General features: G+C 53.2%; 25 protein-coding genes. 11 read left to right on the top strand and 14 right to left on the bottom strand.

What is annotated here, in order from left to right:
- Window positions 1–112: 112 nt before the first annotated feature.
- Entirely contained in the window at window positions 113–505 is a 393-nt protein-coding gene (locus VPK24_RS07950) for a hypothetical protein (RefSeq protein WP_393011962.1), read from the bottom strand.
- Window positions 506–690: 185 nt separating this feature from the next.
- Between VPK24_RS07950 and vapB the strand changes: the two genes are divergently transcribed.
- The 4 genes from vapB (at window position 691) to VPK24_RS07930 (ending at window position 5180) form a co-directional block, all read left to right on the top strand.
- Window positions 691–903, top strand: coding sequence for a type II toxin-antitoxin system VapB family antitoxin (vapB, locus tag VPK24_RS07945; protein ID WP_393011960.1), 213 nt, complete (start codon window positions 691–693; stop codon window positions 901–903).
- Between the two features lie 82 nt (window positions 904–985).
- Window positions 986–1693, top strand: a complete 708-nt coding sequence (locus VPK24_RS07940) for a hypothetical protein (RefSeq protein ID WP_393011958.1) — start codon at window positions 986–988, stop codon at window positions 1691–1693.
- Window positions 1694–1865: 172 nt separating this feature from the next.
- Entirely contained in the window at window positions 1866–4334 is a 2469-nt protein-coding gene (gene priA / locus VPK24_RS07935) for a primosomal protein N' (RefSeq protein WP_393011956.1), read from the top strand.
- Window positions 4335–4589: 255 nt separating this feature from the next.
- The gene (locus VPK24_RS07930; protein ID WP_393011954.1) at window positions 4590–5180 is read left to right on the top strand and encodes a Uma2 family endonuclease; all 591 of its coding nucleotides are present in this window, start codon (window positions 4590–4592) and stop codon (window positions 5178–5180) included.
- Between the two features lie 72 nt (window positions 5181–5252).
- On the opposite strand, the gene VPK24_RS07925 is transcribed toward VPK24_RS07930, so the two are convergent.
- The 3 genes from VPK24_RS07925 to acnB form a co-directional block, all read right to left on the bottom strand.
- Window positions 5253–5585 (bottom strand): low molecular weight protein tyrosine phosphatase family protein, encoded by a 333-nt coding sequence (locus VPK24_RS07925; RefSeq protein WP_393011952.1) that lies wholly within the window; start codon window positions 5583–5585, stop codon window positions 5253–5255.
- Window positions 5586–5755: 170 nt separating this feature from the next.
- A complete protein-coding gene (locus VPK24_RS07920) occupies window positions 5756–6226 on the bottom strand; it encodes a transposase (RefSeq protein ID WP_393011950.1) in 471 nt (156 codons plus the stop codon).
- Between the two features lie 326 nt (window positions 6227–6552).
- Window positions 6553–9144: a bifunctional aconitate hydratase 2/2-methylisocitrate dehydratase gene (gene acnB / locus VPK24_RS07915; protein ID WP_393011948.1), complete on the bottom strand. Its 2592-nt coding sequence runs from the start codon at window positions 9142–9144 to the stop codon at window positions 6553–6555.
- Between the two features lie 228 nt (window positions 9145–9372).
- Between acnB and tcmP the strand changes: the two genes are divergently transcribed.
- Both tcmP and VPK24_RS07905 read left to right on the top strand, forming a co-directional pair.
- The gene (gene tcmP, locus VPK24_RS07910) at window positions 9373–10221 is read left to right on the top strand and encodes a three-Cys-motif partner protein TcmP (protein ID WP_393011946.1); all 849 of its coding nucleotides are present in this window, start codon (window positions 9373–9375) and stop codon (window positions 10219–10221) included.
- A 17-nt stretch (window positions 10222–10238) separates the two neighbouring features.
- Window positions 10239–11111, top strand: a complete 873-nt coding sequence (locus tag VPK24_RS07905; protein ID WP_393011944.1) for a DUF5131 family protein — start codon at window positions 10239–10241, stop codon at window positions 11109–11111.
- A gap of 128 nt (window positions 11112–11239) precedes the next feature.
- On the opposite strand, the gene VPK24_RS07900 is transcribed toward VPK24_RS07905, so the two are convergent.
- Window positions 11240–11995 carry a GUN4 domain-containing protein gene (locus VPK24_RS07900; protein ID WP_393011942.1) on the bottom strand — a complete coding sequence of 252 codons (756 nt, stop codon included), beginning with the start codon at window positions 11993–11995 and terminating at the stop codon, window positions 11240–11242.
- 274 nt (window positions 11996–12269) lie between these two features.
- Here VPK24_RS07900 and VPK24_RS07895 point away from each other — a divergent pair, with 274 nt between their 5' ends.
- The 3 genes from VPK24_RS07895 to psbQ all read left to right on the top strand — a co-directional run bounded on the left by VPK24_RS07895 (window position 12270) and on the right by psbQ (window position 14622).
- Window positions 12270–13091, top strand: coding sequence for a hypothetical protein (locus VPK24_RS07895; protein WP_393011940.1), 822 nt, complete (start codon window positions 12270–12272; stop codon window positions 13089–13091).
- A gap of 126 nt (window positions 13092–13217) precedes the next feature.
- Window positions 13218–14072, top strand: a complete 855-nt coding sequence (locus VPK24_RS07890; RefSeq protein WP_393011938.1) for an alpha/beta fold hydrolase — start codon at window positions 13218–13220, stop codon at window positions 14070–14072.
- Between the two features lie 109 nt (window positions 14073–14181).
- Window positions 14182–14622, top strand: a complete 441-nt coding sequence (psbQ, locus tag VPK24_RS07885; protein ID WP_393011936.1) for a photosystem II protein PsbQ — start codon at window positions 14182–14184, stop codon at window positions 14620–14622.
- Between the two features lie 97 nt (window positions 14623–14719).
- On the opposite strand, the gene VPK24_RS07880 is transcribed toward psbQ, so the two are convergent.
- From VPK24_RS07880 to VPK24_RS07870, 3 genes are read right to left on the bottom strand one after another with little or no spacing between them, the layout of a single operon-like run.
- A complete protein-coding gene (locus VPK24_RS07880) occupies window positions 14720–15055 on the bottom strand; it encodes a XisI protein (protein ID WP_393011934.1) in 336 nt (111 codons plus the stop codon).
- The gene (locus tag VPK24_RS07875) at window positions 15052–15174 is read right to left on the bottom strand and encodes an element excision factor XisH family protein (RefSeq protein ID WP_393011964.1); all 123 of its coding nucleotides are present in this window, start codon (window positions 15172–15174) and stop codon (window positions 15052–15054) included. The genes VPK24_RS07880 and VPK24_RS07875 overlap by 4 nt, the downstream gene beginning before the upstream one ends.
- Window positions 15175–15204: 30 nt before the next feature.
- Window positions 15205–15597 (bottom strand): VOC family protein, encoded by a 393-nt coding sequence (locus tag VPK24_RS07870; RefSeq protein ID WP_393011932.1) that lies wholly within the window; start codon window positions 15595–15597, stop codon window positions 15205–15207.
- Between the two features lie 81 nt (window positions 15598–15678).
- On the opposite strand from VPK24_RS07870, the gene VPK24_RS07865 reads away from it, so the two are divergent.
- Together VPK24_RS07865 and htpG are read left to right on the top strand one after the other, a co-directional pair.
- The gene (locus tag VPK24_RS07865) at window positions 15679–16797 is read left to right on the top strand and encodes an NAD(P)/FAD-dependent oxidoreductase (RefSeq protein ID WP_393011930.1); all 1119 of its coding nucleotides are present in this window, start codon (window positions 15679–15681) and stop codon (window positions 16795–16797) included.
- A gap of 94 nt (window positions 16798–16891) precedes the next feature.
- Window positions 16892–18868 (top strand): molecular chaperone HtpG, encoded by a 1977-nt coding sequence (gene htpG / locus VPK24_RS07860; protein ID WP_393011928.1) that lies wholly within the window; start codon window positions 16892–16894, stop codon window positions 18866–18868.
- An 82-nt stretch (window positions 18869–18950) separates the two neighbouring features.
- Here htpG and VPK24_RS07855 read toward each other — a convergent pair whose 3' ends face one another.
- The 6 genes from VPK24_RS07855 to folD form a co-directional block, all read right to left on the bottom strand.
- A complete protein-coding gene (locus VPK24_RS07855; RefSeq protein ID WP_393011926.1) occupies window positions 18951–19670 on the bottom strand; it encodes a Uma2 family endonuclease in 720 nt (239 codons plus the stop codon).
- Between the two features lie 153 nt (window positions 19671–19823).
- The gene (locus VPK24_RS07850) at window positions 19824–20519 is read right to left on the bottom strand and encodes a hypothetical protein (protein ID WP_393011924.1); all 696 of its coding nucleotides are present in this window, start codon (window positions 20517–20519) and stop codon (window positions 19824–19826) included.
- Window positions 20520–20616: 97 nt separating this feature from the next.
- A complete protein-coding gene (gene purB / locus VPK24_RS07845; RefSeq protein WP_190533252.1) occupies window positions 20617–21912 on the bottom strand; it encodes an adenylosuccinate lyase in 1296 nt (431 codons plus the stop codon).
- Window positions 21913–22186: 274 nt separating this feature from the next.
- The gene (locus VPK24_RS07840; protein WP_393011921.1) at window positions 22187–22645 is read right to left on the bottom strand and encodes a divergent PAP2 family protein; all 459 of its coding nucleotides are present in this window, start codon (window positions 22643–22645) and stop codon (window positions 22187–22189) included.
- A gap of 147 nt (window positions 22646–22792) precedes the next feature.
- Complete coding sequence (crtE, locus tag VPK24_RS07835) at window positions 22793–23710, bottom strand: geranylgeranyl diphosphate synthase CrtE (protein WP_393011919.1); 918 nt, start codon at window positions 23708–23710, stop codon at window positions 22793–22795.
- 764 nt (window positions 23711–24474) lie between these two features.
- Window positions 24475–25341, bottom strand: coding sequence for a bifunctional methylenetetrahydrofolate dehydrogenase/methenyltetrahydrofolate cyclohydrolase FolD (gene folD, locus VPK24_RS07830; protein ID WP_393011917.1), 867 nt, complete (start codon window positions 25339–25341; stop codon window positions 24475–24477).
- Window positions 25342–25486 lie beyond the last annotated feature (145 nt).

The raw sequence follows: 25486 nt of genomic DNA, 5'->3' as shown, positions 1-25486 counted from the left end.
TTTGCGGGTAGGATTGGCAATGACCGGGAGACGACTCATGAGCTGGGTGATGCTTCGGGTAGGTCTAGCCTAAAACCGGATTTAGAGCTGCCAAGTCGGCTTTAGCTTCTCTTTATAAATTAGCTCTCAGGTTTTCGTTTTTGGCTTCCACAATGGTCAGCACGGGCGCTTTAATCCACAGTTGCTCTGAGGATTGACTAATTAGGAAATCAACCCGACCTGTGAGACCCAATTCTGAATCTACATTGAATTCATTGCCCGAAAACAAACTAATTTGATCATTAAACCAATGCTTTAGCGCTAACAGAATCGGCGCAATGATCATTTCGGATCGAGCTTTTTCGGTATTGATGGCAACTGCGATCGGGGTGTTGATTTGCAAAAATTGTGCCAGCCAGTCGGGAGGTGTGACAACGGGGCGATCGGCAAAGTAATCCCGACTTTCGATTACGTCGATGCCAAAATCCCCAATAATCCGCTCTAGGGTAAAGTCGCTGTAGATCATGGGTGTTTGTGATCACTCCTAGAGCGCTGAGTATCGATTAGCTGGCGGTTCATGCAGGTGAGGGCGATCGCAGTCAGTTCTTAGCCAGCTACCTTGAGCCTGCATAATGCCTAGCAATTTTATCGCTTTGCTATCATGGGGGTAGCTTCCAGTCAACTCAGAACATCATGGGATAAATTCTAAAGATGCAATCAGCCCTTCTAAAGAAATTTGAACAACTTCCAGAGTCTTTACAAACAGAAGTGTTGCATTACATCGAATTTCTGTTAGAGAAGTATGCTCACCAGCCTGCTGCGCCAGCACCCGCCAAAAAGCGCAAAGCAGGGTTATTAAAGGGCAAAATCTGGATGGCTGATGACTTCGATGCTCCATTAGAAGATTTCAAGAATTACGTATGAAATTAGGTCGAAAATTTCATTTTTGAAACGATCAAGAAAAAATTTCATGAATTGTCACAGCAACTTAAAAGGAGAAAAATCAATGAAGGAAGATCAATGTTACTGCTGCAATGAGATAGCGACAACCAAGGATCACATTCCTCCGAAGTGCTTTTTCCCAGAAATAAAATACTTCCCTGATGGCAGCCCCGATTACAGGAGTCAGTTGGTAACTGTACCTGCATGTAAGATGCACAATAATTCTCGTTCTGCGGATGATGAATACACAGCCGCTATAATTTTTCTGCATTCTCGAAGTGAAATTGCACTAGCCATGCTTGACGCAAAGTGGATTAAGGTTATGTCTAGGCGAGAATCAAGCCTCGGGAGAAAAATTTTCTCTGCTGCTAGGTTGGCAAGAACAATCAATAAGGAAAATGGTTTACTTTCTGTTCGTAAGACCCTAGCAATTTCATATGACATAAAGCGTATTGAGAATGTCATTGAGGCAATTGCTCGCGCTCTTTATTTTCACGACTCAGATGGTCAAGACAAGTGGATGGGGAATTGTGTCATTAGGAGTCCCCATTTTCGATATCGTGATCTAAAACTACCGAGAGATGATTATTACCTGAATCAAGTCAATCAGGTTTTTATTTATGGCGAGAACAAAAAAGATCTGTCGTTAGAACGTAAAGGAGCGAATCCAGATGTCTTCTATTACCAACTCTTGAAACATCAGGATTCAATTACGATTGTTATTAGAATGGTTTTTTATGGTGACATTATATTTTTTGCTTTTCTCAAGTAAAAGAAAATTAAACCTTAACTTACCAATCACGTGATCAGGTAGGTCACGATAGCAAATAACTGAGAGTTACCAACGTAGTAGCAACTATACTTTTGCCCGATCGCCCCTTGCATAACTTTTGGCTGATCGCCCTGATCGAGTAGGGTAGGGGTTCGATCGAGCGGTGAGGCAAATGCTCGAAACCGAATTACGAGAAACGCCGATCGCGCCGGCCTTGCCCGAGTTGTCGGCGGCCGCGGGCTATGTGGAAGTGTTGGTGGACTGTCCGGGCGTGACCGAGGCCTACACCTACACGATCGGGGCAGACCAGGCGATCGGGCCGGGGGACGTGCTGACCGTGCCCTTTGGCGGGCGATCGGTGGGGGCGATCGCCCTGCGTTGTTGGGAGCAGTTGCCCGAGGCGATCGATCCCGATCGGCTGCGAGAAGTCGAAGGAGTTGTGGCCAGCGGCCTGTTTGCCCCGGACTATTGGCAACTGTTGGCGCAGGTGGCGGATTATTATTGCGCGTCGCTGATTCAGGTGGCGCGGGTGGCCCTGCCGCCGGGGGTGTTGGGGCGGGCATCGCGGCGGGTGCGGCTGGCCGACCCGTTACCGGCGGCGGCGGCGGCTGGCGTGGCGGAAACTCTGCTGAGTCCGATCGCCCTGCGGTTGTGGCAATGGCTGCGATCGCAATCGGGGCGCGACTATAGTTGGCGCTTTTTGCAACAGAAATTTCCCGGGGGCGATCGGGGGTTGCGGAACTTGGTGCGGCGCGGCTGGCTGATCAGTTATTTGGAATCGCCCAGCGCCCCCAAGCCGAAGCGCCAGCAGATGGCGATCCTGATTGGCGAAGGGGAACCGCTAACTCCGCGCCAACGGGAAATCGTCGGCATTTTGCAGCGGCGCGGCGGCGAACTACTGGCCCAGGAGTTGATTACCCTGGGGCGCACCAGCAGTGGCACGTTGCGATCGCTTGAAGAAAAGGGCTGGTTGCTGCTGGAGGCGCGGGAAATTTTGCGCGGCGATCGCCACGACTCGGGCCAGCGCGATCGCCCCAAAACCCTGACCCCGGCCCAAGCCGCCGCCCTGGAAACGATCCACGGCCTGGAACCGGGTCAAACAGCCCTGCTGCATGGGGTGACGGGTTCCGGCAAAACGGAGGTTTATCTCCAGGCGATCGCCCCGGTGTTGGCGCGGGGTCAGTCGGCGTTGGTGCTCGTGCCAGAAATCGGCCTCACGCCGCAACTGACCGATCGCTTTCGGGCGCGGTTCGGCGCTCAGGTTTGCGTCTACCACAGCGGTCTCTCGGACGGGGAGCGCTACGACACCTGGCGACAAATGCTGGACGGCGCGCCCCAGGTGGTGATTGGCACGCGATCGGCTGTTTTCGCGCCCCTGCCAAACTTGGGGCTGATTTTGCTGGATGAGGAGCATGATCCCAGCTTCAAGCAGGATTCCCCGGCTCCCTGCTACCACGCGCGACAGGTGGCCCAGTGGCGATCGCGCCTGGTGGGTTGCCCGTTGGTGTTGGGGTCAGCCACGCCCTCCCTGGAAACCTGGACGAGCCAGCCGGTCTATGTGTCCCTGCCCGATCGGGTGCATGGTCGCCCCCTGCCGCCCGTGGAGGTGGTGGATATGCGCCAGGAGTTGCGGGACGGCAATCGATCGATTTTTAGTCGATCGCTCCAAGGGGCGATCACCGAGGCGATCGCCGCCGGCCGCCAAGTGATTCTATTTGTGCAGCGGCGGGGCCACAGCACCTTCGTTTCCTGTCGCAGTTGCGGCCATGTGATGATGTGCCCCCATTGCGATGTGTCCCTGTCGTTTCACCACCAACGGGAAACGGCTCAACCCCTGTTACGTTGCCACTTTTGCGGCTTTGGGCAACTGCACCCGCCCGCCTGTCCCGCCTGTGGGTCGCCCTACCTGAAACATTTCGGCAGCGGCACGCAGCGGGTGGTGCGGGAACTGGAGCGGCAATGGCCCGACCTGCGAATTTTGCGCTACGACAGCGACACGACCCGCACCAAAGATGCCCACCGAATTTTGCTCGATCGCTTTGCCCGAGGCGAGGCGGATCTGTTGGTGGGGACGCAAATGCTGACCAAGGGAATCGACTTGCCACAGGTGACGCTGGTGGGGGCGATCGCCGCCGATGGGTTGCTGAACCTGTCCGATGTGCGGGCCGGTGAGCGGGCGGTGCAAACCCTGTTGCAGGTAGCAGGGCGGGCCGGCCGCGGCGAAGAACCGGGGCGGGTGATTTTGCAAACCTACAGCCCAGAGCACCCGGCGATCGGGGCGGTGGCCAATTACGACTATCCCAACTTTTTGGAGCAGGAACGGGAGATGCGATCGGCGCTCAACTATCCACCCGTGGGGCAACTGATCCTGTTGCGGCTGAGTGGCCTCGACGAAGCGGCGGTGGGGCGCAGTGCCGAGCAGGTGGCGGCGCTGCTGGAAACGGCCCGGGGCGATCGCGCTTTCGATCTGTTGGGGCCAGAGCGGGCGCAGGTGGGGCGAATTGCCAACCGATTCCGCTGGCAAGTGCTGATCCGCATTCCCCCCGAGGGCGATCGCCCGGCCAATTTGCTGGAGGTGCGATCGGCTTGTTTGCCGGGTGTCAGCCTCACGATCGATGTCGATCCCCTGAATTTTCTGTAGGAGCGCCGGGGGCAATGGCGATGTTCATCCAGAATTAACTTCCAAAGTTTCCCTAAGTCTAACCAACCAAAAAACTCAATCTAAAATGATCTTTAGTAGGTTGGGTTTCGCTAGCTCAACCCAACACGATCAATACCGAATTCAACACCAGAAAGTCCCGAAACAGTCCATACCAAATTCAATACACTGTTGGGTTGAGGAACGAAACCCAACCTACCTGACTACCTACTTATCGTTTTCTTGGAGTGATCCAGTATGGTTGCTACGCCCATCCAGCCCATTGCCAGCCCTCCAAAACAAACAGAGGACGACTATTTCGCCCTAGACACTCGTTCTGAGCAGCGCCACGACTACGATCGAGGAATCATCGCTCCCATGACGGGCGGCACACCTAACCACAACCAGATCTCGGCTAATTTAATTGCCATTTTGACATTTGCGCTGCGTCGTCAGCCTTACCGAGCTTTTGTGGCGGATCAACGGCTGTGGATTCCGGAAGCCGATCGCTACACCTACCCCGATGTGATGGTGACACGCGATCCCTTGGAGTTGAAACCGGGCCGCAAGGACACCGTGATGAATCCAATTCTGTTGGCAGAGGTGCTATCGAAGTCAACCGAAGACTATGACATTGGCGATAAGTTCAGCGCCTATAGAACGATTCCGGGCTTTGGAGAATATTTAGCCATCTCACAGACCTGGCCGAAGGTTACCCATTACGTCAAACAAGATCGAGGCTGGCTCTTGAATGATGTGATCGGGTTAGAAGCGATCTTGAAATTGGAGTCGATCGCCCTAGAAATTGCCTTAGCAGATTTATACGACAAAGTGGAGTTTTCAGAATAGTTCAACAAATTCCACCATCAAATCGACCGAATGCAATCAATCCTAATTCGCAGCATTCGATCATTCACAATCTTAGAGAAATTTCTGAATATGTGGCCCAACACGCTTCTCAAGCAGTGCAATCAGTGCTGGATCCATATATTGAAATTGATCTGGAATGTCTAGCGATATGATTCTTTTGCCATTGAGGGACGAACGAAATCGCTGTTGAATTTTGGCTTTATGTTTCTTCTCCATCACAAAGATCACATCTGCCCATGCAATCAGCTCCCGATCGAGTGGATTGTTAGTCGCTTGATGAATTCCCGCTGACAAACAATCTAACTGCTCAAATCTCGAAAAAATCGCTTCAGCAGTTGGGCTTCTCAGCTTATTTTGCGCACAAACAAATAAAATTTTTGGCATTGCCTAGAGATCAGTTATGGTCAAGTTAATGACTTCATCATAACGATCCAAAAACCCACAATTTCCGTAGGGGCGCATCGCCATGCGCCCTCCGATACGCAAGATCCCGAAATCCAAGAATTATCGTTTGAATCGATCACCTCTAGCGGAGGACGTACGGCGGTACGCCCCTACGGGGGATGATTTTTGGGGATGTTGTTGGGATGTAGGGCATCGGTTGACCACGATCGCGGATTGTTTTCAATATAATCTCGAATATGGTTCAGCATTCGATCGTCCCGCACGATCGACTCATAGTAATTTCGTTGCCAAATCGGTGTGCCTGGCGCGTTCCGATGTTGGTTGATGCGTTTGGTTGTCGCTGCTTTGAAACCGGCAATCACAGATCCGAGCGATCGCGCTGGCCGCCTCAACTGACTTTTACCTAGCGCACCGTCATCAACCGGTTCACCATCATCACTCGGTGATTGCGTCTGCATGGTTGGGCGATCGAACCACAATAACCCATGAAAATGATTGGGCATCACCACCCAAGCGTCCAGCTTCAATTCATCCCGAATTTCAAAACTTCGTAACCACTCTTCTGCAACGATGGTTCCGAATTCATTCAAGACCATTTCGTCTTGAATAATAGTCCCCAACAAACACTCGTGTTGACAACAACAAATGGTTACAAAATAAGCAGCCGACTGTGTATAATTGAACCCTTTTAATCGGATCGATCGTCGATGATGAATCGCCGGATTGTACGCCATCTTTCAACGCCCGATCGCAATTAATCCCAACCAACAAAAACAATCAAAACAACAAATTCCGTAGGGGCGCATGGCGATGCGCCCTCCGGTACGCAGGATCTTAAAACACAGGTCAAACCCATCAAATTCGGCATCACCATGCGCCAGATTATCGTTTGGATCGATCGGCCCTGGCGGAGGGCGTACGGCGGTACGCCCCTACCGGAGATTGATTAACGGCTGGCGCTGACTAGGACTTTTTCTTGGTCTTCCTTCGAGACCGATCGCCCTTGATCCTCAAAGCCATCGATCTGGTCGAAGTTGAGGTAGCGGTACAAATCACCCGCCAGCGGATCGATCTTGCCCTTCACCACTTCCAGGTATTCCTCACGGCTGGGAATCCGACCCAACAGGGCACAGACCGCCGCCAACTCCGCCGAGCCGAGGTAGACTTGCGCCCCCTTGCCCATCCGGTTATTGAAGTTGCGCGTGGAGGTCGAAAACACGGTGGTGTTGTCTTCCACGCGGGCTTGGTTGCCCATGCAGAGCGAACAACCGGGCATTTCTAACCGACAGCCGGCCGCCTCGAAGATCTCGTAGTAGCCTTCCTGACGCAGCATTTCTTCGTCCATCCGCGTCGGCGGGCAGATCCAGAGACGCGCCTTAGCTTTGCCGGCCCCTTCCAGCACTTTGGCGGCGGCGCGGAAGTGACCGATGTTGGTCATGCAGGAACCGATGAACACCTCTTGCACCGGGTCGCCGACGCAATCGGACAGGGTTTTGATGTTGTCCGGGTCGTTGGGTGCAGCCACCAGGGGTTCCACCAGTTGGTCGAGATCCACTTCGATGATGTCGGCGTATTCCGCATCCGCATCGGCGGTCATCAGGGAGGGGTTCGCCAACCAGGCTTCCATCTGGGCAATCCGCCGGGCGATCGTCCGGGCATCTTCGTAGCCCCGGGCGATCATGTTCTTCAGCAGGGTGACGTTCGATCGCAGGTATTCCGACACGGTTTCCACACTCAGGGCGATCGTGCAACCGGCGGCCGATCGCTCGGCCGTCGCGTCGGTCAGCTCAAAGGCCTGCTCCAGCTTCAGATCCGGCAGCCCTTCCATTTCGATGATCTTGCCGGAATAGATGTTTTGCTTGTTCTCCTTCGCCACGGTCAGCTTGCCCTGCTGAATCGCCACGTAGGGAATCGCGTTCACCACATCCCGCAGGGTCACGCCCGGTTGCAGGCTGCCCTTGAACCGCACCAGGATCGACTCCGGCATATCCAACGGCATCACGCCCAAGGCCGCCGCAAAGGCCACCAACCCGGAACCCGCCGGGAACGAAATCCCCAAGGGGAAACGGGTGTGGGAGTCACCGCCCGTGCCCACCGTGTCCGGCATCAGCATCCGGTTCAGCCAGGAGTGAATGATCCCGTCGCCGGGGCGCAGGGCCACGCCGCCGCGCTGGGCGATGAAGTCCGGCAATTCCGCATGGGTCTTCAGATCCACCGGCTTGGGATAGGCCGCCGTGTGGCAGAAGCTCTGCATCACCAAGTCAGCACTGAAACCGAGGCAAGCCAGCTCCTTCAGCTCGTCGCGGGTCATGGGGCCGGTGGTGTCCTGGGAACCCACGGTGGTCATGCGCGGCTCACAAGAGGTGCCGGGGCGCACACCGGGCAGACCGCAGGCCTTGCCGACCATCTTTTGGGCCAGGGTGAAGCCTTTGCCGGTGTCGGCGGGAGCGGTGGGGCGCACAAACAGGGTGCTGGGTTCCATCCCGAGGGCTTCGCGGGTTTTGTCCGTCAAGCTACGACCGATCAGCAGCGGAATCCGACCGCCGGCCCGCACTTCATCGACGATCGTGTCGGGCTTCAGGCTGAAGGTGCTGATCACCTCGCCCGCTTCGTTGGTGATTTCGCCCTTGTAGGGATGGATCGTAATCACGTCGCCCGTGTTCAGTTGGGATACGTCGCACTCGATCGGCAGGGCCCCCGAATCTTCCGCCGTGTTGAAGAAAATCGGCGCAATCTTGCCACCCAAAATCACGCCGCCGGCCCGCTTGTTGGGGATGTGGGGAATGTCGTCGCCGATGTGCCACAGCACAGAGTTGATCGCCGATTTGCGCGAAGACCCCGTACCGACCACATCACCCACATAGGCGATCGGGTAGCCCTTGGCCTTCAGCTCCGGCAACAGGCCCAGGGCTTCCGGCATCTTGGTTTCCAACATCGCCAGGGCGTGCAGCGGAATATCGGGGCGGGTGGTGGCGTGGGTGGCGGGCGAGAGGTCGTCGGTGTTGGTTTCGCCGGGCACTTTCAGCACCGTGACGGTAATCGCTTCGGCCAGCTTTGGCTTGCTGATGAACCAAGCGGCGTTGGCCCAAGCGTCGATCGTCTGTTTGGCGTAGGGGTTGCGCTCCGACAGTTCCAGCACGTCGTTGAACGCATCAAAGGCCAACGTAATTTTGCTGAGGGCGGTGGCGGCAGCTTGGGCAATGCCCGCGTCCTTCGCTTTCAGCAGGCTGACCAGGGATTGCACGTTGTAGCCACCGACCATTTGCCCGAGGATGGCGACTGCACCTTGGGGGGTGATCAGGGGGCTGGTGGTTTCTCCTTGGGCGATCGCGGTCAGGAACGACGCTTTCACATAGGCCGCCTCATCCACACCGGGGGGCACGCGATCGCACAGCAAGTGCATCAAAAATTCTGCTTCCCCAGCGGGCGGGGTTTCCAGCAGCTTACACAGGTCGCTGGTTTGGGCGGCATCGAGGGGCAAGGGGGGGATGCCCAGTTGACCGCGTTCTTCGACCTGTTGGCGATAAGCTTCGAGCATGGTGTGTTCTGTCTCCTGCGAGCGCTGTAGCGTGGATGCCGAGCATCGGCGATCGTGCTTAACAGTCTAGGATCGCAGGGGTCAGTTGCAAGCGGGCGATCGTCGTGAACGGTTGGGGCGTGTACACTCGACGATCTACCCCTAGTAACATCCTTTGAAAATAGCTATAATTGGCAAATCGTACAGTTATCGATTGGCACTCAAAGCTTTTGTTGCTTCAACTAGTTTATGGCTCAAACTCAAACCGGTCAGCAATATTCTGAGTCAACACCTTCTAAATTAGAAGGATTCAGGTACTTGATGAGCTATCATGCTGCAGTCTGTGAACAAATTTTTAAAAATCCGAATACAACTACTCGAAAATATATTTATGTAGATTTGAACTGCGGCGCAGGATACCAACCAGAGTACAAAGAGTTTGGCACTGAAGAATTCGGTTCACCCATAATTGCTTTACAAGAATTGAATAAGAAAAATATCAAGCCTATCTGTCATTTTTGCGATCAAAGCCAAGAAGCCTTGAATAAATTATCAGAAACCATAAAAAACCTTAATTTACAATGTGATCCACATTACTGGACTGGAGATAATAAAGAATCTCTCAAAGAAATTGCTCAACAGCTTGAAAAGTTGGATTACTATGGACTGGTCTACTCAGACCCCAACGGCAAGCAAGATTTTCCACTAAAAGAAATCAAAGAAATTTTCCAGCTTTTGAAAATGAAGAAAGTTGATCTTTTGATGAATGTAGCAACAACCTATGTTAAAAGATGGGAGTCAAACCCAAAAGCAAACTGGGAGAAATATTCACTCGATGATTTGGTCAATGACAATGGCAAAAGTCACATTTTCATACGACAGCCACAAAATCCATCAATGAAGTGGACATTTATCTACGCGACAAATTGGGCTAGACAAAAAGAACTTAAAGCAATCCATTTGTACAAAATCACAGGTCGTATTGGAAGACAAATTTTGGATCACCTCTTCAGTCCAAGTTCCAATCCTCCACCGCACATATCCAATGATGGATCTATTTCAATTCAAACAAACCTGTTTGACGACTACAATGGATAGAAAACAAGGTTTAAACGATGCCAACAAATACTCAATTGCTAATCTTGAATGAAGAAAAAAACCTAGAGATCATTAATCTAGAAGACGGTAAGCAGTTATATATCGTCCATAATTCTGCCAAGAAATCGACTTTTAATACAACTAACGAGATGGTTGACTGGGCTTGGTGGACGTGGAACCCAGTTACCGGATGCTGGCATGGTTGCCCGTATTGCTACGCTCGCGACATTGCCAATCGGTTCTATGAAACAAAGTTTGAACCTACGTTCTACCCTGATCGTCTGAATGCTCCAAAGAACACTCGTCCTTTCTCTCCAGAAAAGATCAAGATTGAAGCCAAAAAAAGACGGGTCAAGCTAGAAGATGCCCAAATCTTTGCCAAGAACGTTTTTACTTGCTCCATGGCTGATTTATTCGGCAAGTGGGTTCCTGAAGAGTGGATTCTCAAAGTTTTCGATTCAGTTCGTTCTGCACCAGAATGGAATTTCCTATTCCTGACCAAGTTTCCCCAACGATTGCAAGAAATCAATGATCGCTTGGGAGGATTCCCGGCAAATGTTTGGGTTGGCACAACTGTTGATACCCAAGCCAGGGTGGCCTTGGCTGAAAAGTCCTTTAGGAATATCGAAGCAACGGTGAAATGGCTATCTATTGAGCCAATGCTTGAGCCTCTGCAATTCAGTAGCCTAGAAATGTTCGACATGATTGCTGTTGGCGGTCAAAGCAGAACAAGTCATGGCCCTGAATTTCAACCCGAGTGGGCATGGGTTGAAAGCCTACTATTACAGGCGCGTCAATCAGGCACATCTGTCTATTTCAAGGAAAATCTTAGGGCACGCCCTAAAGAGGCTCCCTGGCAAGGAAATAAGTTGTGTGCACTGTCGAGCTAGCGGCGAAGAGACCTCCAGCGATAATTGGATTAAGGCAATAGGAGGCGATCGAGCATAGGGATATGGCAAACCCTGAGTGCATAAGCTGATCAACTATCCTGCTGCGAGACTACTCTACTAGATGATTGCTAAGGCTTAATAGAATCAACAATCAAGAAAAATTCTCTTAGGAAATCGTGACCAAAGAATGAATCTTTGCTCCAGGTGTAGTAGTAGCGACCAAAGCCATAAAATCCCATTGTTGATTCGGTGTCGGGGCGATCATACTCGGATTGAGACTCACCGCCACCGAGGGCAAAGGTACTGGGTAAGTGACCGATCGGGGCGCTGAGATCGTAGGGAATTTTGGCTCGCCGCTTGAAGTCATAGGCCGACACATGCCGCCCATCATAGGTTTCGACTTTCCAGCCCACAGCATCCCCAAAACAGCGACATAAATTATCGCGGAAGTAATTGAAAGGCTTACAAGTTTTTGCTTTGCAAGCATTCCACAATTGGGCTTGAATTGAAAATCCAAACCGATCGCGACTATAGATCCGCCAGAGACGATCAAGTGTGATCAAACTGTGTTGTGGAAAGCCCTGAAGATCACTATTTCGTAACCAAAGACCAGATCGATCAGAGATTTTCTTAATTAGGGAAATGGTTAAATCATCCGCCGCTTGCCATTGCTGATTAGCCAGTGAGCTTTGCAACTCGTGATAGCGGGCGCGATCGCTCCAATCAGGAAGTTGGAAATGTTGCCACAAGGCTTCCAATGCGATCGTCTCAGTGCAGCCCAAGAGTTGCTCGATCGCTGCTTGTTGTACCGACAAACTGGGGGATTTCAAAGCGAGAATCACGAAAGTAATTCCCTGTAACCCTCGCCGCATAGCAATGGTCACGGCTGAGAGTTGGTCGGCTTCTGAGCCGCTTGCAAAGCATCGCAATAGCTCTGGCCAACCAAACAGGACGATCGCGTTAGAACCTTTGTAAACTGATTTACATTGAGTTGAAACATTAGCAAATTTCATTGAACAACCTCATGAGTGACATTTGTTTTATCAAATTTAGAAATCTGTTTTACTTCAGTTAAAAATAGATAAGATCTGAATTTATATTCAAAAATACCTTGATGAATAAAATTAAAGATAGTTTCAGCATTCAGCGCTTCTTGTCATGATCGAGATTGTAGATCAAACACCTAGTCGTTTGCAGTTGCGCGATCGCGATTGGAATTGGCTGGGTCTGGGATTATTGGGACTTCCTTTCGTTACGGTAGGTTTGATTGTGGGGCTGGCCGTCAGCAATCGAACCACGCTCAATTGTCAGCGATTGGCAACTAATCCAAAATCAATGGTCTGTCAACGAATAATTGATGGCTACTTAGGGCAAAATACCCTAACAATTCGTGAACCCTTGATTCGTGTATCCGTTCGCAGAACCAGCGGCGTTGGTGTAGTTTTATATTTTTCCAAGATTCCTGAATTAGAATTAGTTAATCATCGAATCATTGTTGGCCATAAGCAAGAAATCATCGCTAATCAAATCAATAGTTTCATTCAAAATTCTCAGATCAAAGCACTCAGCGTTTTTCAAGATGATTATCTTGAAGGGTTAATGAGTGGCTTCATGTTTTTGCTCCCTGGACTATTTTTAGTGATTCAAGGAGTGACTACTCCAATGCTGATTACTTGCTCATTCGACAAAGCCAGTGATCAAGTCACGATCTTTAAACAATACCTATTCAAGATTTCTAAGACTGTTGAAGTGCCTCTTGGCCAAATTGCTGAAATCAAGCTCCAAGAATCATCGCTCTTTACCAAGAAGCCTTGTTTTTATCTAAGCCTCGATGATTACTCTAATGGAAACTCAGACACTCGCATTCAGTTTTCTACTCAACTCAAGCGCTCACTAATTATTATCTCTGGCTTGCATACCAATCAATATCATCTATTAACGATTCGTCGAACTATTCAGCAATTTCTCAATGATGCATAGCCTAGTCTTTGATAGAAATTCATAACCACATAATCAGACCTTGAGTCGAGCGATCAGCGCACTCTGCTGGATGTTGCAAGATTTGGTGTTTGATAGACGGAACCCAACTTGCTGTATGAGGACGTGATGGCAAAACGCATTCCAGAACAAACGGTGAAAGCCGGTGACTACACCTGGGTCTATCGCGAGGCGCTGCCCGAATCGCCCAATGATCGCCCGCCTGTGTTGTTGCTCCATGGGTTGGTGGCCTTTGGCTATAGCTGGCGGAAGGTGTTGCCCGCGCTGGCAGAACAGGGCTTTCGGGCGATCGCCCCGGACTTTCCCGGCTTTGGTGCGTCCGATCGCCCGGAGCGGCTGGATTTTGCCTACACACCCGATGCGCTGATTGGGTTGCTGGAGCAGTTTTTGGATGCAATGGATCTCGATCGCGTCTCGATCGTGGCCCAGGGATTTTTCGGCTCCTTGGGGATTCAGTACGCTTTGCGGAATCCCGATCGCGTCGAGCGGCTGGCAATCATCAACGGGCCGATTTTCCCCGAAGCCAAGCTGCCCTGGAAAATTTCCCAAATGGCGATTCCGCTGGTGGGCGATATGATGACCCAAGATCCGCTGCTGGTCGATCGGCTGTTGGAAGGTGGCGGCCCCTACCAAGTGGATGATGCGGATTTGGATGTTTATCGTCGGCCGTTCTTGACCAGTTCCGGCGCGGGGCGTGCGCTGTTGGCAGTGTTGCAAAACCTGCGGCTGAAACAGGCTGTGCAGGAAATTACCGAAGGACTGGCCCGCTGGGAAAAACCGACCTTGGTGGCCTGGGGCACGAGCGATCCTTGGTTACCGGTGGAAGCCGCCAAGGCCGCCGCCAAAACCATTGCGGACTGCGAGTTTGTGGAGATGAGCGAAACGGGTCACTACGCCCAAGAGGACTGGCCAGAAAAGGTGTCAGAGGCGTTGATTCCCCTTCTCCGACGAATGCCGACTTGACAGGCGGGTGGGATGTCGATACATATCGTTACAATTCAATGATCCAACGAATGGGCCACAAGCCTGTTCATCACTCGATTTTTCCTGCACTTTTTTTAACGAGAACCCCATGATTCGACTCCGTTCGGCCCTGTTGGCCCTGGTGATGGCGGCGGCGATCGCCCTCACCAGCTTGGGCTTTGCCCCCGTTGCCCAAGCAGAAACCTACTCCAGCGCCCAAAAATCGCAAATTGAAATCTTTGTACCCGGTGTGCAAGACCTGCGCGATCGGCTGCCGGAACTGGAACGCTACATCGAAGGCAAGCGCTGGCGTGAAATCCAAACCTTTATCCACGGCCCCCTGGGCGAGTTGCGCGAACGGTTGAGCCGGGTCAGCCGCCGCCTGAAGGGTAGCGATCGGGCCACCGCCGAAGCCGCCGCCAAGGATCTGTTTAAGCACCTGGTGGCAATGGATGAATTTGCGGGTCAGTTTGACTACAAACGCGCTGGCAATGAATATTTGGCGGCTGTCAAAGCTTTCGATCAATTCCTGAGTGTTGTACCGCAATAGTTCGTTTTCGTAAACGATTCCTCAGTCAGCCCTTCGATCTCATTAACTTAGATCGAAGGGCGATTTTTATGTTCTCTAAATCTCAAAATCTTGCAAATCAAGCGATCGCATAACCCGTGTGTACGCGAACATGCTCAGGATAAAACGCTAAAACAATTTGATTTTTCGGAATTCCGGCTGCTTCTAAGTTTTCGGTGATGCTGTCTTCAGTACCATCATATTGAATCCAAATTTTGTCATCGATCATTTGGATATGGACTAGACAATCATGGATTCGTCGGTGTCCTTCCCAATCCAACATGATGAGCACGAAATTCTTGCGATCTGCATCAATGATGATTTGAAAATTTCCGTTTTCATCAACAGACAGAGTGTTAACAGTTTGTTGTAAAACTGATTCAATAACTTGATCCAGCTTAATTAATGTATTCATTTGACGATTTCCTCCGTTACTGGGTCGAAGACAATTAGGCTGAGCTGACAATTTTCAAGAAAGATTTGACCAATAGGCTCAGAAAATAAACTCCAGTAGATATCGTCGCGAACTACCAGGTATAGTTTTTCTAGTTTTAATGCTATTTTCTAGTTTTCTAAAGGCGAGCAAATTTCGACTAAACCACCATCAGGACAGCGCACATATGAAACAACCTGTCCCCACGGCTTCATTTCCGGTGCTTTTATCTCGGTAGCACCTGCCGCCACAGCCTTTGCATGCGCTTCTTCGACCATTGGTGTAACTAGTGCGACTTCAAATCCAAGGGGTTTGCTCGATTCGCTAGCAGCCACAAAACCCATCGGAAAATGCATTTTCCCCAGCTCGTGTGATGCAAAAGCAAGGGTTGTTTCTCCAGTTTCTAGCTCGCCATAATCCCCTGATTCATGCAGAAAGCGACGTGATAAACCAAATGCGCTTTCAAAAAAGGCCAGGGACTCAGCGACATCAGGCACGTAGAGAATGGTGTATCCAAGTTTCATAGGTGCTCCGAGTCCAACGCAATTCATAGCATCAGATAATTTCAACTTCATTGTAAAGGTTTCACTCCAAGGGCATAGCTAATGAGGATTGCGATCGCGGGTGGGGGTGTGGTCGGGGCGATGATGGCCTACGAACTGAGCGGGCAGCCCGACTGGCAAATCACGCTGATCGATCCCCAAGCGATCGCGTCGCCGTTGCCTCCCGATCGCCCCACCTCCACGGGGGCCGCCCTGGGCGTTTTGATGGGTGCGATCAGCAAGAAAACCAAAGGACGCGCTTGGAACCTACGTCGCGACAGTATTCAACGCTATCCGCAACTGATTCAAGAGCTGGAAAATTTGCTCGATCGCCCCATTCCCCATAATCCAAATGGCATCCTAAAACTGGTATTTACGGAAGCCGATCGCCCCAGTTGGGATGCCTTGGCGGCGTTGCGAAAATCCCAGGGATTTGAGCTGGAGTTGCTGTCACCTTCGGCGGTGCTTGATCGCTTCCCAACGGTGAATTTAGCCGCCATGGATGGAGTCGCCTTTGGAATTTTTTCGCCCCAGGATTGGCAGGTGCAACCACTGGCCTTGACGGTGGCTTTGCGGGAGGCAGCGGTGAAGCGGGGGGCCACGATCGCCCCGGCCCAGATCACGGGTGTGCAGACGGCGGGCGATCGGGTCGTCAGCCTAACTACGACGGCGGGGGAGCTGGCCTGCGATCGGCTGGTGGTGGCGGCTGGGTTGGGGTCGGCGGATCTGGCCCGGGCGATCGCCCCGGATGCGGCCAAGCCCCTGAAGTTGCAGCCGGTGTTGGGTCAGGCCCAGCGGTTGCGGTTGCCGCGCCCCCTGAGCGATCGCCCGGAGCCGGTGCTGACGGGCAATGACATCCACATCGTGCCCCTCGGTGGCGGGGACTATTGGGTGGGGGCGACGGTGGAGTTTCCCGCCGGGGCTGAGCCGCCGGTAGCTGATGGGGCCGAGTGGGGGGCGGTGTGGCAAGGGGCGATCGACCTGGTGCCCGCCCTCGCCCAGGCGGAAATGGTCGAAACCTGGTCGGGGTTGCGGCCGCGCCCGGTGGAGCGATCGGCTCCGGTGATTGAGCCGCTGAACGCCAACAGTTGGCTGGCCACCGGCCACTATCGCAACGGCGTGTTGCTGGCTCCGGCCACGGCGCAATTGATCCGCGAGGCGATCGCCCAAAGCAGCCCCTAAATCGAGCGGGTAGGGAAATCCGAAATTTCAGATCATGGGGCGATCGCGCTAGCCTAGGGCCGTCCCAATTCCCTACACCAACCAGCCGTTTCCTATGAGCAGCGTGCTAAAGAAAGGCAATATCACGGTTCACACCGAAAATATTTTTCCGATTATCAAAAAGTGGCTCTACTCGGAGCATGAAATCTTCCTGCGGGAGTTGATTTCCAACGCCGTAGATGCGATTTCTAAGCTGCGGGCGATCGCCATGATGGGCGAAACCAGCGCCGATGTGGGTGAACCGAAAATCACGATCGCTCTTGATAAAGACAACAAAAAGCTCTCGATTACCGACACCGGCATCGGCATGACCGCCGACGAAATCGAGAAATACATTAACCAAGTCGCCTTCTCCAGCGCCGAAGAATTCGTCGAGAAATTCAAGAATTCCGATCAGAACATCATCGGCCACTTTGGCTTGGGGTTCTATTCGGCATTCATGGTCTCCAGCACCGTGGAAATCGATACCCTCTCCTACCAGGAGGGTGCGCAGGCCGTGCATTGGACTTGCGATGGTTCCACGGAATTTGAAATCAACGCGAGCGATCGCACCGAGCGCGGCACAACGATTACCCTCACCCTACTCGAAGAAGAAGCTGAGTATTTAGAAGAGGCGCGGATTCGCGGTTTGGTGAAGAAGTTCTGCGACTTCATGCCCTACCCGATCGAGCTGAACGGGGAACAAATTAACCGCCAAAAAGCCCCTTGGAAAGAGTCGCCCAGCAACCTGACCAAGGAAGACTACCTGGAGTTTTATCGCTATCTCTATCCCTTCCAAGATGAGCCGCTGCTGTGGATTCATCTGAACACCGATTATCCCTTTGTGATCAACGGGATTCTCTATTTCCCGAAACTGAAACCGGATGTTGATCCCACCAAGGGCGACATCAAACTGTTCTGCAATCAGGTTTTTGTCAGCGACAACTGTGAAGAAGTTATCCCCAAATTCCTGTTGCCCCTGCGCGGCGTAATCGACAGCACCGACATTCCCTTGAACGTGTCGCGGAGCTACTTGCAAGCCGATCGCACCGTTCGCCAAATTGCTAACTACATCGCTAAAAAGGTTGGCGATCAACTGAAGGATCTCTACCGCAGCGACCTGCCCGAATACATTCGTTGCTGGCAAGATTTGGGCACGTTTGTTAAGTTCGGCTCCTTGAACGATGACAAGTTCAAGAAGCAAGTGGAAGATATTTTGATCTATCGCACCACGGCTGAACTAGGTAGCAGCAACGACGCAGTGCAGGTGGAAGTGCAAACGGAAGAGGGCGATGCTTGGTCGAACCCCGCCGAAACCCAAGAAGCCAAAGATGCCAACGGGTTCTACTACACCACCCTGAAGGAATATCTGGAGCGGAACCAGGAAAAACACGAAAATCGCGTGTTTTATTGCACCGATCCGGCCTCCCAAGCCACCTATGTGGAATTGCACAAGAGCCAGGGTCTAGAAGTGCTGTTCCTTGACTCATTTATTGACACGCACTTCGTCAGTTTCCTGGAGCGGGAATATTCTGAGGTGAAGTTCTCGCGGGTGGATTCGGAACTCGATGAAGCGCTGCTGGATGCCTCCAAGAAAGAGGCGGAAATTGTTGACCCCAACACCAACGAAACCCGCAGCGATCGCATCAAGAAGTTGTTTGAAGAAGCCCTGGGCAAACCGAGTGTCACCGTGCGCGTGGAAGCCCTGAAAGCGGAAGAATCAGCACCGCCAGCCATGGTGTTGTTGCCGGAAGCAATGCGCCGAATTCAAGACATGACGGCGATGTTTGAGGGCAAGGCTGCGAGCTTCCCCGACACCCACGTGCTGCTGGTAAATTCGTCGCACCCGCTGGTGGAAAATCTGTTGAGCCTGAGTGGCGGTTCGATCGCCCTAGCCGATGGCAGCCAATCGCCGGCCGCTGAGCTGGGCAAAATGCTTTGCAACCACATCTATGACTTAGCGTTGATGGCGCAAAAGGGCTTTGATGCGGATGGCATGAAGTCGTTTGTGTCGCGCTCTAACCAAGTGCTAACCCAACTAACCAAGCAATAGATTCGGTTTCTCGGTTGTTGTTAGTTGAATCACCCCCGCGATCGCCTAGTTTGATCGTGGGGGTTTTTGATGGAGAGATCGCCTAGGAATCGATCGCGTCAGGATCGATTCCCAATGCTCGCAACCGGGCGGCCAAGCGATCGAGCTGCTGTTCGGCCTGTTCGGCTCGTTTCTCAGCTTCCATGGCTCGTTGTTCAGCTTGCTCGGCCCGTTGCAATTCTGCGAGCAATGTTGAAAAGGGCAACCCATCGGGACGAAACAGCATCAAGGTTTCTTCAGTCAATTGAAACCGTACACCCACGCGTGGACTAATCCAATTAGGGGTGGTCTCAAAAACTGGTTGGAGGCTACCTTGGCCCGATCGCAACCAAATGCTCAAGTCGTTGCGATCGGGGTCATAAGCGTAATATTCCTCTACGCCGTAGGTGTCATAAAAGGGTTGCTTTTTCACCATTTCTCCAAAGCGATTGCCCGGTGATAAAATCTCGAACACCACTTGCGGAGCAATATTGTTTTCGCGCCATTGCTGATAGGAACCGCGATCGCCCTTGGGCACACCAAACACCACCATCACATCGGGGGCTTGCCGCAGCGTGTTGTTGCCTTCCACGGGATACCAGAGCAAATTGCCCGCCACAAACACTTGTGGATCATGGGCAAAGATCGCGGCCAAATTACTTTGCAGGATCTGAATCCATTGGAATTGTTTGGTGTTGTCTGCCATCGGCTGGCCGTCGCTGTCGGGATAGTCGATCGGCTGTGGTGGTGCAACGGGTTCGATCGGGGCGCTGGGGACAATCATCGGTAAGTCCTCGCGATCGCAATGGGTTTGATGATGATAACGGACAATCAGATCGGTCAGGTGAGTAACTGCATCGGATCAATCAATTTTGGGAGGAGTTTACCGTCCTAGGTTCCTAATTACTGCGGGGAAACTGATCGATTCATGTCAGCATTAATCGCTAGAACTCCAGCCGGAATCGCTACCGGAATCGCTGCTGGAATAGTCGCTGGAGCTACTAGAATAATCACTGGAACTATCGCTCGAATAGTCGCTGGAACTCCAACTAGAATCACTGCCGGAATCACTGCCGGAATCACTGCCGGAATAGTCGCTGGCGCTGTCAGACTCGATCGCCCCGCTACTATCAGCCGCTGATTCTGCTGCCTCAAAAATATCTGTAAAATTACCCGACTCCGCCGCGATCGGCTCCGGCTCGGCGGTCTTCTCCTCAATCCAATCCTGAATTTGTTGGCTCGCAATTTCAGCTAACTCTTCGATCGCCTCATTCACCACAATCTCAGCCGCCTCGCCCACCGCATCAATCACCTGATCCTGATTAATGGGCAGGGAATTGATCGGGTTGTGAAGGGCCGATCGGCTCGATCCAGAAGAACTCGAACGGTAATTCAAAGGATACGACCCATAGCTAGCTGATCGCCGCTGTCGCAGCCACCACCACAGCAACACCAACAGCGCGATCACCCCGCCGAAACCCGCCGCCACAATCGCGGCCGCCTGACTACCCGCCGAGGTGGCCACCCACCACCCAACCGGGGCGATCGCCGCCGCTAATCCCATGGCTCCGTAGGTTAACCAGCTTTCCAGATCCATTGCGCCCCCCAACCTCAACTCGATCGCTTCCATCATGGGCGATCAGGCTCAAAATTGCCCAAACCAAAATCGAGACCATTGCCCACCGGCTCCGGTCTCGATCGATTGGGTTCAACGTTTCCAAATGGGGAATTTAGATGCCCAAACGTTGGTAAATCACATCCAAGTTGCGCAAGTGCTGTTGCGGATCAAAGCACTCATCAATTTCCTCTTGGGACAGGAGGGATTTCACCGTGGCATCTTGGCAAATGAGCTTATAGAAGTCGCCACTTTCATTGTTCCAAGCTTGGTGCGCACAGCCCTGTACGGCCGCGTAGGCATCCTCGCGAGTCAAGCCTTTTTTCACCAAGGCCAACAGCACCTTTTGGCTGAAAACCACACCGCCATAGCAGTTCATGTTGCGCTTCATGTTTTCGGGATAAACCAACAGGTTCTTCACCAAATTGGTCATTTCCACCACCATAAAGTGCAGCAGAATTGACGAGTCGGGCAGAATTGTCCGCTCCACGGAACTGTGGGAAATGTCCCGCTCATGCCAGAGGGCAACGTTTTCCAGGGCCGCCACGGCATGGCCGCGAATCACCCGTGCCATCCCGGTAATCCGTTCCGATCGCACCGGGTTGCGCTTGTGGGGCATGGCCGAGGAGCCTTTTTGACCCTTGGCGAAAAATTCCTCCACTTCCAGCACGTCGGTGCGTTGCAGGTTGCGGATTTCCACGGCGAACCGCTCCAAGGAAGCGGCCACCAGCGCGAAGGTCTGCACATATTCCGCATGGCGATCGCGCGAAATCACCTGAGTGGAAGCCGTGTCCGGTTCCAGGCTCAGCAGCTTACAGGCCAAGGATTCCACGCGCGGATCGATGTTGGCATAGGTTCCCACTGCGCCGGAAATTTTGCCCACAGCCACCCGATCGCGCAACTGCACGAGCCGATCGCGGTTGCGCAACATTTCCGCCAGCCAGCCAGCCAGCTTGAAACCAAAGGTCATCGGCTCCGCGTGGATGCCGTGGCTGCGTCCAATGCAAATCGTGTTGCGGTGTTCCTGGGCTTGGTAGCGCAGGGCTTGGATCAGCGATTCTACCCGCTTGAGCAGCGTATCGATGCTGGCCACCAATTGCAGGGCCAATGCCGTGTCCAACACATCGGAACTGGTCAAACCCAGGTGAATGTAGCGACCCGCGTCGCCCACGTACTCATTCACATTGGTCAGGAAGGCGATCATGTCATGATGCACTTCCGCTTCAATTTCCAGAACGCGCTGGGGGTCAAAGTTAGCTTTCGCTTTGATCTCTTCGACGGCTTCGGCAGGGATATATCCCAGTTCTGCTTGGGCTTCGCAAACCGCAATTTCCACTTGCAGCCAGGTTTGCAGCTTGTATGCGTCCGTCCAGAGATTGCCCATCTCAGGCAGCGTGTAGCGGTCGATCATGCCTGTCTTGTCGATGTTTCCAGAACACCGTGAAGAGATTAACCGAGTTATTGTACCGGGTTTTGGCGATCGCCCCTCACCGGGTCTGCCCTAGGGATCTGGGTTCTCCTGTATCCAGCGACCAAGCAGGGGGCTGGGGGGTCGTCATTTTTCGAGATGAGGCTAAAACGGTTGATTTTCCGTACCCCAATCGTCGGGACAAGGGGCTTGAGCATCTTGTCCCCAGGATTCGCTAACAGCGGAATCAGGGTTTCAGACGATTTGACGACAGAGCCTAGGAAATACTCGGAACCAGCGACAGGGAACAGACAATGCCCAAGGCGCAACCCACAATCACCTGAAACGGCGTGTGGCCCAGCAGTTCCTTCAGGCGTTCTTCACTGAGTTGGTGATCGCCCTCAAAAAACTCATCAATGATTTGGTTCAAGACGGCGGCCTGTTTACCGGCGGCTCGGCGCACCCCGGCGGCATCGTACATGACGATGATCGCAAAGATGGTGGCCATGGCAAATTCAATGCTGCTCCAGCCGACGGTTTGGCCGATGCCCGTGGCCAGGGCGGCCACGAGGGCGGAGTGGGCGCTGGGCATTCCACCCGTGGTCACCAGAGTGCGCACGTCAAACTTACGCTGGCGAGCAAGTTCCACCACCAGCTTGATGGCCTGGGCCAGGATACAAGACCCCAAGGAAACCAGGAGAATGCGGTTATCGAGAATGTGACTAAAGTCGTCCATGGGTCGAGCGGGGGGCGATCGAGTTGGGGACGGTGGGTGAGGAAGCGATCGCGGGGAGCTAACCCGGCGGCGGCGGGGCAAGATGCTTGAGCACCTTGTTTACCGAGATCGGGGCGGAATACGCAGAGTCAATCGCCCTCGTGGTTGCTAGTTTTTGCGGCTGACGATGTAGTCGGCCAGGGCTTGCAAGGGGGCAGCGGCCGCGCCGAATTCGTTCAGGCTGGCCTTGGCGCGATCGATCAATTCTTTGGCCATTTCGCGCGATCGATCCAAGCCATAGAGTTTCGGGAAAGTGGCTTTTTCCACGGCGGAATCCTTACCGGCGGTTTTGCCCAGCTCCTCCGTGGTGGCAGTCACATCGAGGATGTCATCCACAATCTGAAAAGCTAAACCAATGTCCTGGGCATATTGCGCCAGTTTGCCCACGGTGGCTTCATCGGCTCCGGCAATTGTGGCCCCGGTGGTCACACAGGCTTCCAACAGGGCTGCGGTTTTGTGGCGATGGATAAAGTGCAGGGTGTCGAGGGAAATGTTCGGGTTGCCTTCGCTGGCCAGGTCTACCACTTGACCACCCACCAGGCCGGCGGCCCCAACGGATTTTCCTAACAGGGCGATCGCCCGCACCACTCGATCGGCCGGCACGCCTTGGGTTTGGGTTGCCACAAATTCAAAGGCATAGGCCAACAGCCCATCTCCGGCCAAAATCGCCACCGGCTCCCCATAAACCTTGTGGTTCGTGGGCTTGCCGCGCCGAAAATCGTCGTTATCCATGGACGGCAAATCGTCATGGATCAGTGACATGGTGTGAACCATCTCCAGGGCACAGGCCGTGGGCATGGCCGCTTCGATCGCCCCGCCCACCAGCTCACAGGCCGCCAGACACAGAATCGGTCGCAGCCGCTTGCCCCCCGCCATCAGGGAATAGCGCATCGACTCATAAACGGTTTCGGGATAGGCCACCGAGATCGATCGATCGAGGGCGGCCTCAACCAAAGCTTGGCGTTCGCGAAGATAGCCTTTGAGATCAAAGCCCGTCGAGGGAGCAGTAGGCGCGCTAGCGGTCATGGGACAAGCACAACAGAACAGCAAGAAATCTTCCTTACCGAACCCGATCGCCGCCACAGGCGGAATCCGGCCTGGTTACGGTGCGCTTTTGGCCTAGCAAAACAACCGCTGAACCACAACCACCACCGTCAGAAGTTGGTTTGAGGGGCATTGTACCGCCTGAGGGGATCGCCCCGAGGGGACAAACCGGATTCTGATCAGATTTAGTCAGATTTTGAGTGAATTTAGGGCTGATTTCGAGCGAATGTCCAGTCAATTCCAGAGGTTTTGTGAACCTTTGCAAACCATCCTTGAACTGATACTCATCAACCTATTCCGGCTGGATCCACCGCAGCGATCGAGAGGATAGACCTCTTGCATCAATCAAGAACCTCATCCCAAATCCCGCTCCCAGATCCCTGATTGACTGAAAAAACACTCAAACACTGGGTTGTTCCGTAGGTTGGGTTGAGCTTTGCGAAACCCAACTCGATCACTGCAAGCCTGGTTGCTGTTGGGTTTCGTGCCTCAACCCAACCTACGAAATGATCGTTAATTAGCCCATCTTGATCAGAGGGGGTTAATGCGTGCAAGAGGTCTGAATCTCTGACCCATTCCCAAAGATCCTCGGTTGGTTCAATCCAGCCGGCTGGACAAAGGAAATCTCAATCCAGCCGGTTGGATGAAGAAAGCCCCGATCCAGAGCATTCAGGTGCAGAAGATTCCCTGAGTGCGATCAGGACAATGCGATCGGGACAATTGGTCGGGATGATTAGTCAGGACAACTAGGCCAGGCGGCGACGATAGCTCTCCACGGTGTTGGCCAACAGCATGGTCACCGTCATTGGCCCCACGCCACCCGGAACTGGCGTGATTGCGCCGGCCACATCCAACAGGCGATCGAAATCCACATCCCCCACCAGCTTGCCCTTGCCGGTCTGATCGGTAATCCGATTAATTCCCACATCAATCACCGTTGCGCCAGGCTTGATGTAGTCCGGGCCAATCATCAGGGGCCGTCCCACCGCCGCCACTAAAATATCGGCTTCTCGGCAAACGGCCGCCAAGTCCGGGGTGCGCGAATGGGCAATCGTAACCGTGGCATTGGCTTCCAAAAGCATCAGGGCGATCGGCTTGCCCACCAAAATGCTGCGCCCCACCACCACGGCCTTTTTGCCAGCCGGATCAATGCCCCCATCTCGCAAAATTTCCATCACGCCGGCCGGGGTGCAACTGCGCAGACAAGGCTCACCCCGCACCAATCGTCCCAAATTGGCCGGGTGCAACCCATCGGCATCCTTGTCGGGGTCAATTTCCAACAGCAGGGCGTTGCCATCCAGCCCTTCCGGCAAAGGCAGTTGCACCAAAATGCCATCCACGTTCGGATCGGCGTTGAGCTGATGAATGATGGCGGTTAGTTCCGCTTGGGTGGCCGTGGCGGGCAGGTGCTGACCAAAGGAGACCATGCCCAAACGCTCGCAGGCCCGTTCTTTGTTGCGGACATAGGCGGCGCTGGCGGGATTGTCCCCGACCATCAACACGGCTAGGCCAGGCGCACGGCCCCGATCGGGCTGGAGTTCCGCAATCTCCACCTTCAGGCGATCTTGAATTTTCTCGGCAAGGGCTTTTCCGTCCAGCAGGCGCGCAGTCATGAGGGGAGAAATTCTAGGAAGAATCCCCAACCTTTTATCATCGCCGGTGCGATCGCAGCAACTCGATCGGCGGGCCTGCATCGCCGGTGCGATCGAGTCGCTGCGATCGGTGGGCCTGCTTTAGAGCAAATTGATCGCCGCGATC

The organism is Limnothrix redekei LRLZ20PSL1, assembly GCF_043235035.1.
GTDB lineage: Bacteria > Cyanobacteriota > Cyanobacteriia > CACIAM-69d > CACIAM-69d > CACIAM-69d.
The sequence above is the reverse complement of the archived record's forward strand: the minus strand, read 5'-3'. Positions and strand labels throughout refer to the sequence as shown.

What these genes read in the sequence shown, in the direction of transcription:
- VPK24_RS07865 (WP_393011930.1), top strand. Translation starts at nt 15,679, where the DNA reads ATGAGGATTGCGATCGCGGGTGGGGGTGTGGTCGGGGCGATGATGGCC.
- VPK24_RS07870 (WP_393011932.1), bottom strand. Translation starts at nt 15,597, where the DNA reads ATGAAACTTGGATACACCATTCTCTACGTGCCTGATGTCGCTGAGTCC.
- VPK24_RS07950 (WP_393011962.1), bottom strand. Translation starts at nt 505, where the DNA reads ATGATCTACAGCGACTTTACCCTAGAGCGGATTATTGGGGATTTTGGC.
- crtE (WP_393011919.1), bottom strand. Translation starts at nt 23,710, where the DNA reads ATGACCGCTAGCGCGCCTACTGCTCCCTCGACGGGCTTTGATCTCAAA.
- VPK24_RS07880 (WP_393011934.1), bottom strand. Translation starts at nt 15,055, where the DNA reads ATGAATACATTAATTAAGCTGGATCAAGTTATTGAATCAGTTTTACAA.
- folD (WP_393011917.1), bottom strand. Translation starts at nt 25,341, where the DNA reads ATGACTGCGCGCCTGCTGGACGGAAAAGCCCTTGCCGAGAAAATTCAA.
- vapB (WP_393011960.1), top strand. Translation starts at nt 691, where the DNA reads ATGCAATCAGCCCTTCTAAAGAAATTTGAACAACTTCCAGAGTCTTTA.
- VPK24_RS07930 (WP_393011954.1), top strand. Translation starts at nt 4,590, where the DNA reads ATGGTTGCTACGCCCATCCAGCCCATTGCCAGCCCTCCAAAACAAACA.
- priA (WP_393011956.1), top strand. Translation starts at nt 1,866, where the DNA reads ATGCTCGAAACCGAATTACGAGAAACGCCGATCGCGCCGGCCTTGCCC.
- tcmP (WP_393011946.1), top strand. Translation starts at nt 9,373, where the DNA reads ATGGCTCAAACTCAAACCGGTCAGCAATATTCTGAGTCAACACCTTCT.
- VPK24_RS07850 (WP_393011924.1), bottom strand. Translation starts at nt 20,519, where the DNA reads ATGATGGAAGCGATCGAGTTGAGGTTGGGGGGCGCAATGGATCTGGAA.
- VPK24_RS07855 (WP_393011926.1), bottom strand. Translation starts at nt 19,670, where the DNA reads ATGATTGTCCCCAGCGCCCCGATCGAACCCGTTGCACCACCACAGCCG.
- VPK24_RS07895 (WP_393011940.1), top strand. Translation starts at nt 12,270, where the DNA reads ATGATCGAGATTGTAGATCAAACACCTAGTCGTTTGCAGTTGCGCGAT.
- VPK24_RS07940 (WP_393011958.1), top strand. Translation starts at nt 986, where the DNA reads ATGAAGGAAGATCAATGTTACTGCTGCAATGAGATAGCGACAACCAAG.
- htpG (WP_393011928.1), top strand. Translation starts at nt 16,892, where the DNA reads ATGAGCAGCGTGCTAAAGAAAGGCAATATCACGGTTCACACCGAAAAT.
- VPK24_RS07905 (WP_393011944.1), top strand. Translation starts at nt 10,239, where the DNA reads ATGCCAACAAATACTCAATTGCTAATCTTGAATGAAGAAAAAAACCTA.
- VPK24_RS07890 (WP_393011938.1), top strand. Translation starts at nt 13,218, where the DNA reads ATGGCAAAACGCATTCCAGAACAAACGGTGAAAGCCGGTGACTACACC.
- purB (WP_190533252.1), bottom strand. Translation starts at nt 21,912, where the DNA reads ATGATCGACCGCTACACGCTGCCTGAGATGGGCAATCTCTGGACGGAC.
- VPK24_RS07925 (WP_393011952.1), bottom strand. Translation starts at nt 5,585, where the DNA reads ATGCCAAAAATTTTATTTGTTTGTGCGCAAAATAAGCTGAGAAGCCCA.
- psbQ (WP_393011936.1), top strand. Translation starts at nt 14,182, where the DNA reads ATGATTCGACTCCGTTCGGCCCTGTTGGCCCTGGTGATGGCGGCGGCG.
- acnB (WP_393011948.1), bottom strand. Translation starts at nt 9,144, where the DNA reads ATGCTCGAAGCTTATCGCCAACAGGTCGAAGAACGCGGTCAACTGGGC.
- VPK24_RS07840 (WP_393011921.1), bottom strand. Translation starts at nt 22,645, where the DNA reads ATGGACGACTTTAGTCACATTCTCGATAACCGCATTCTCCTGGTTTCC.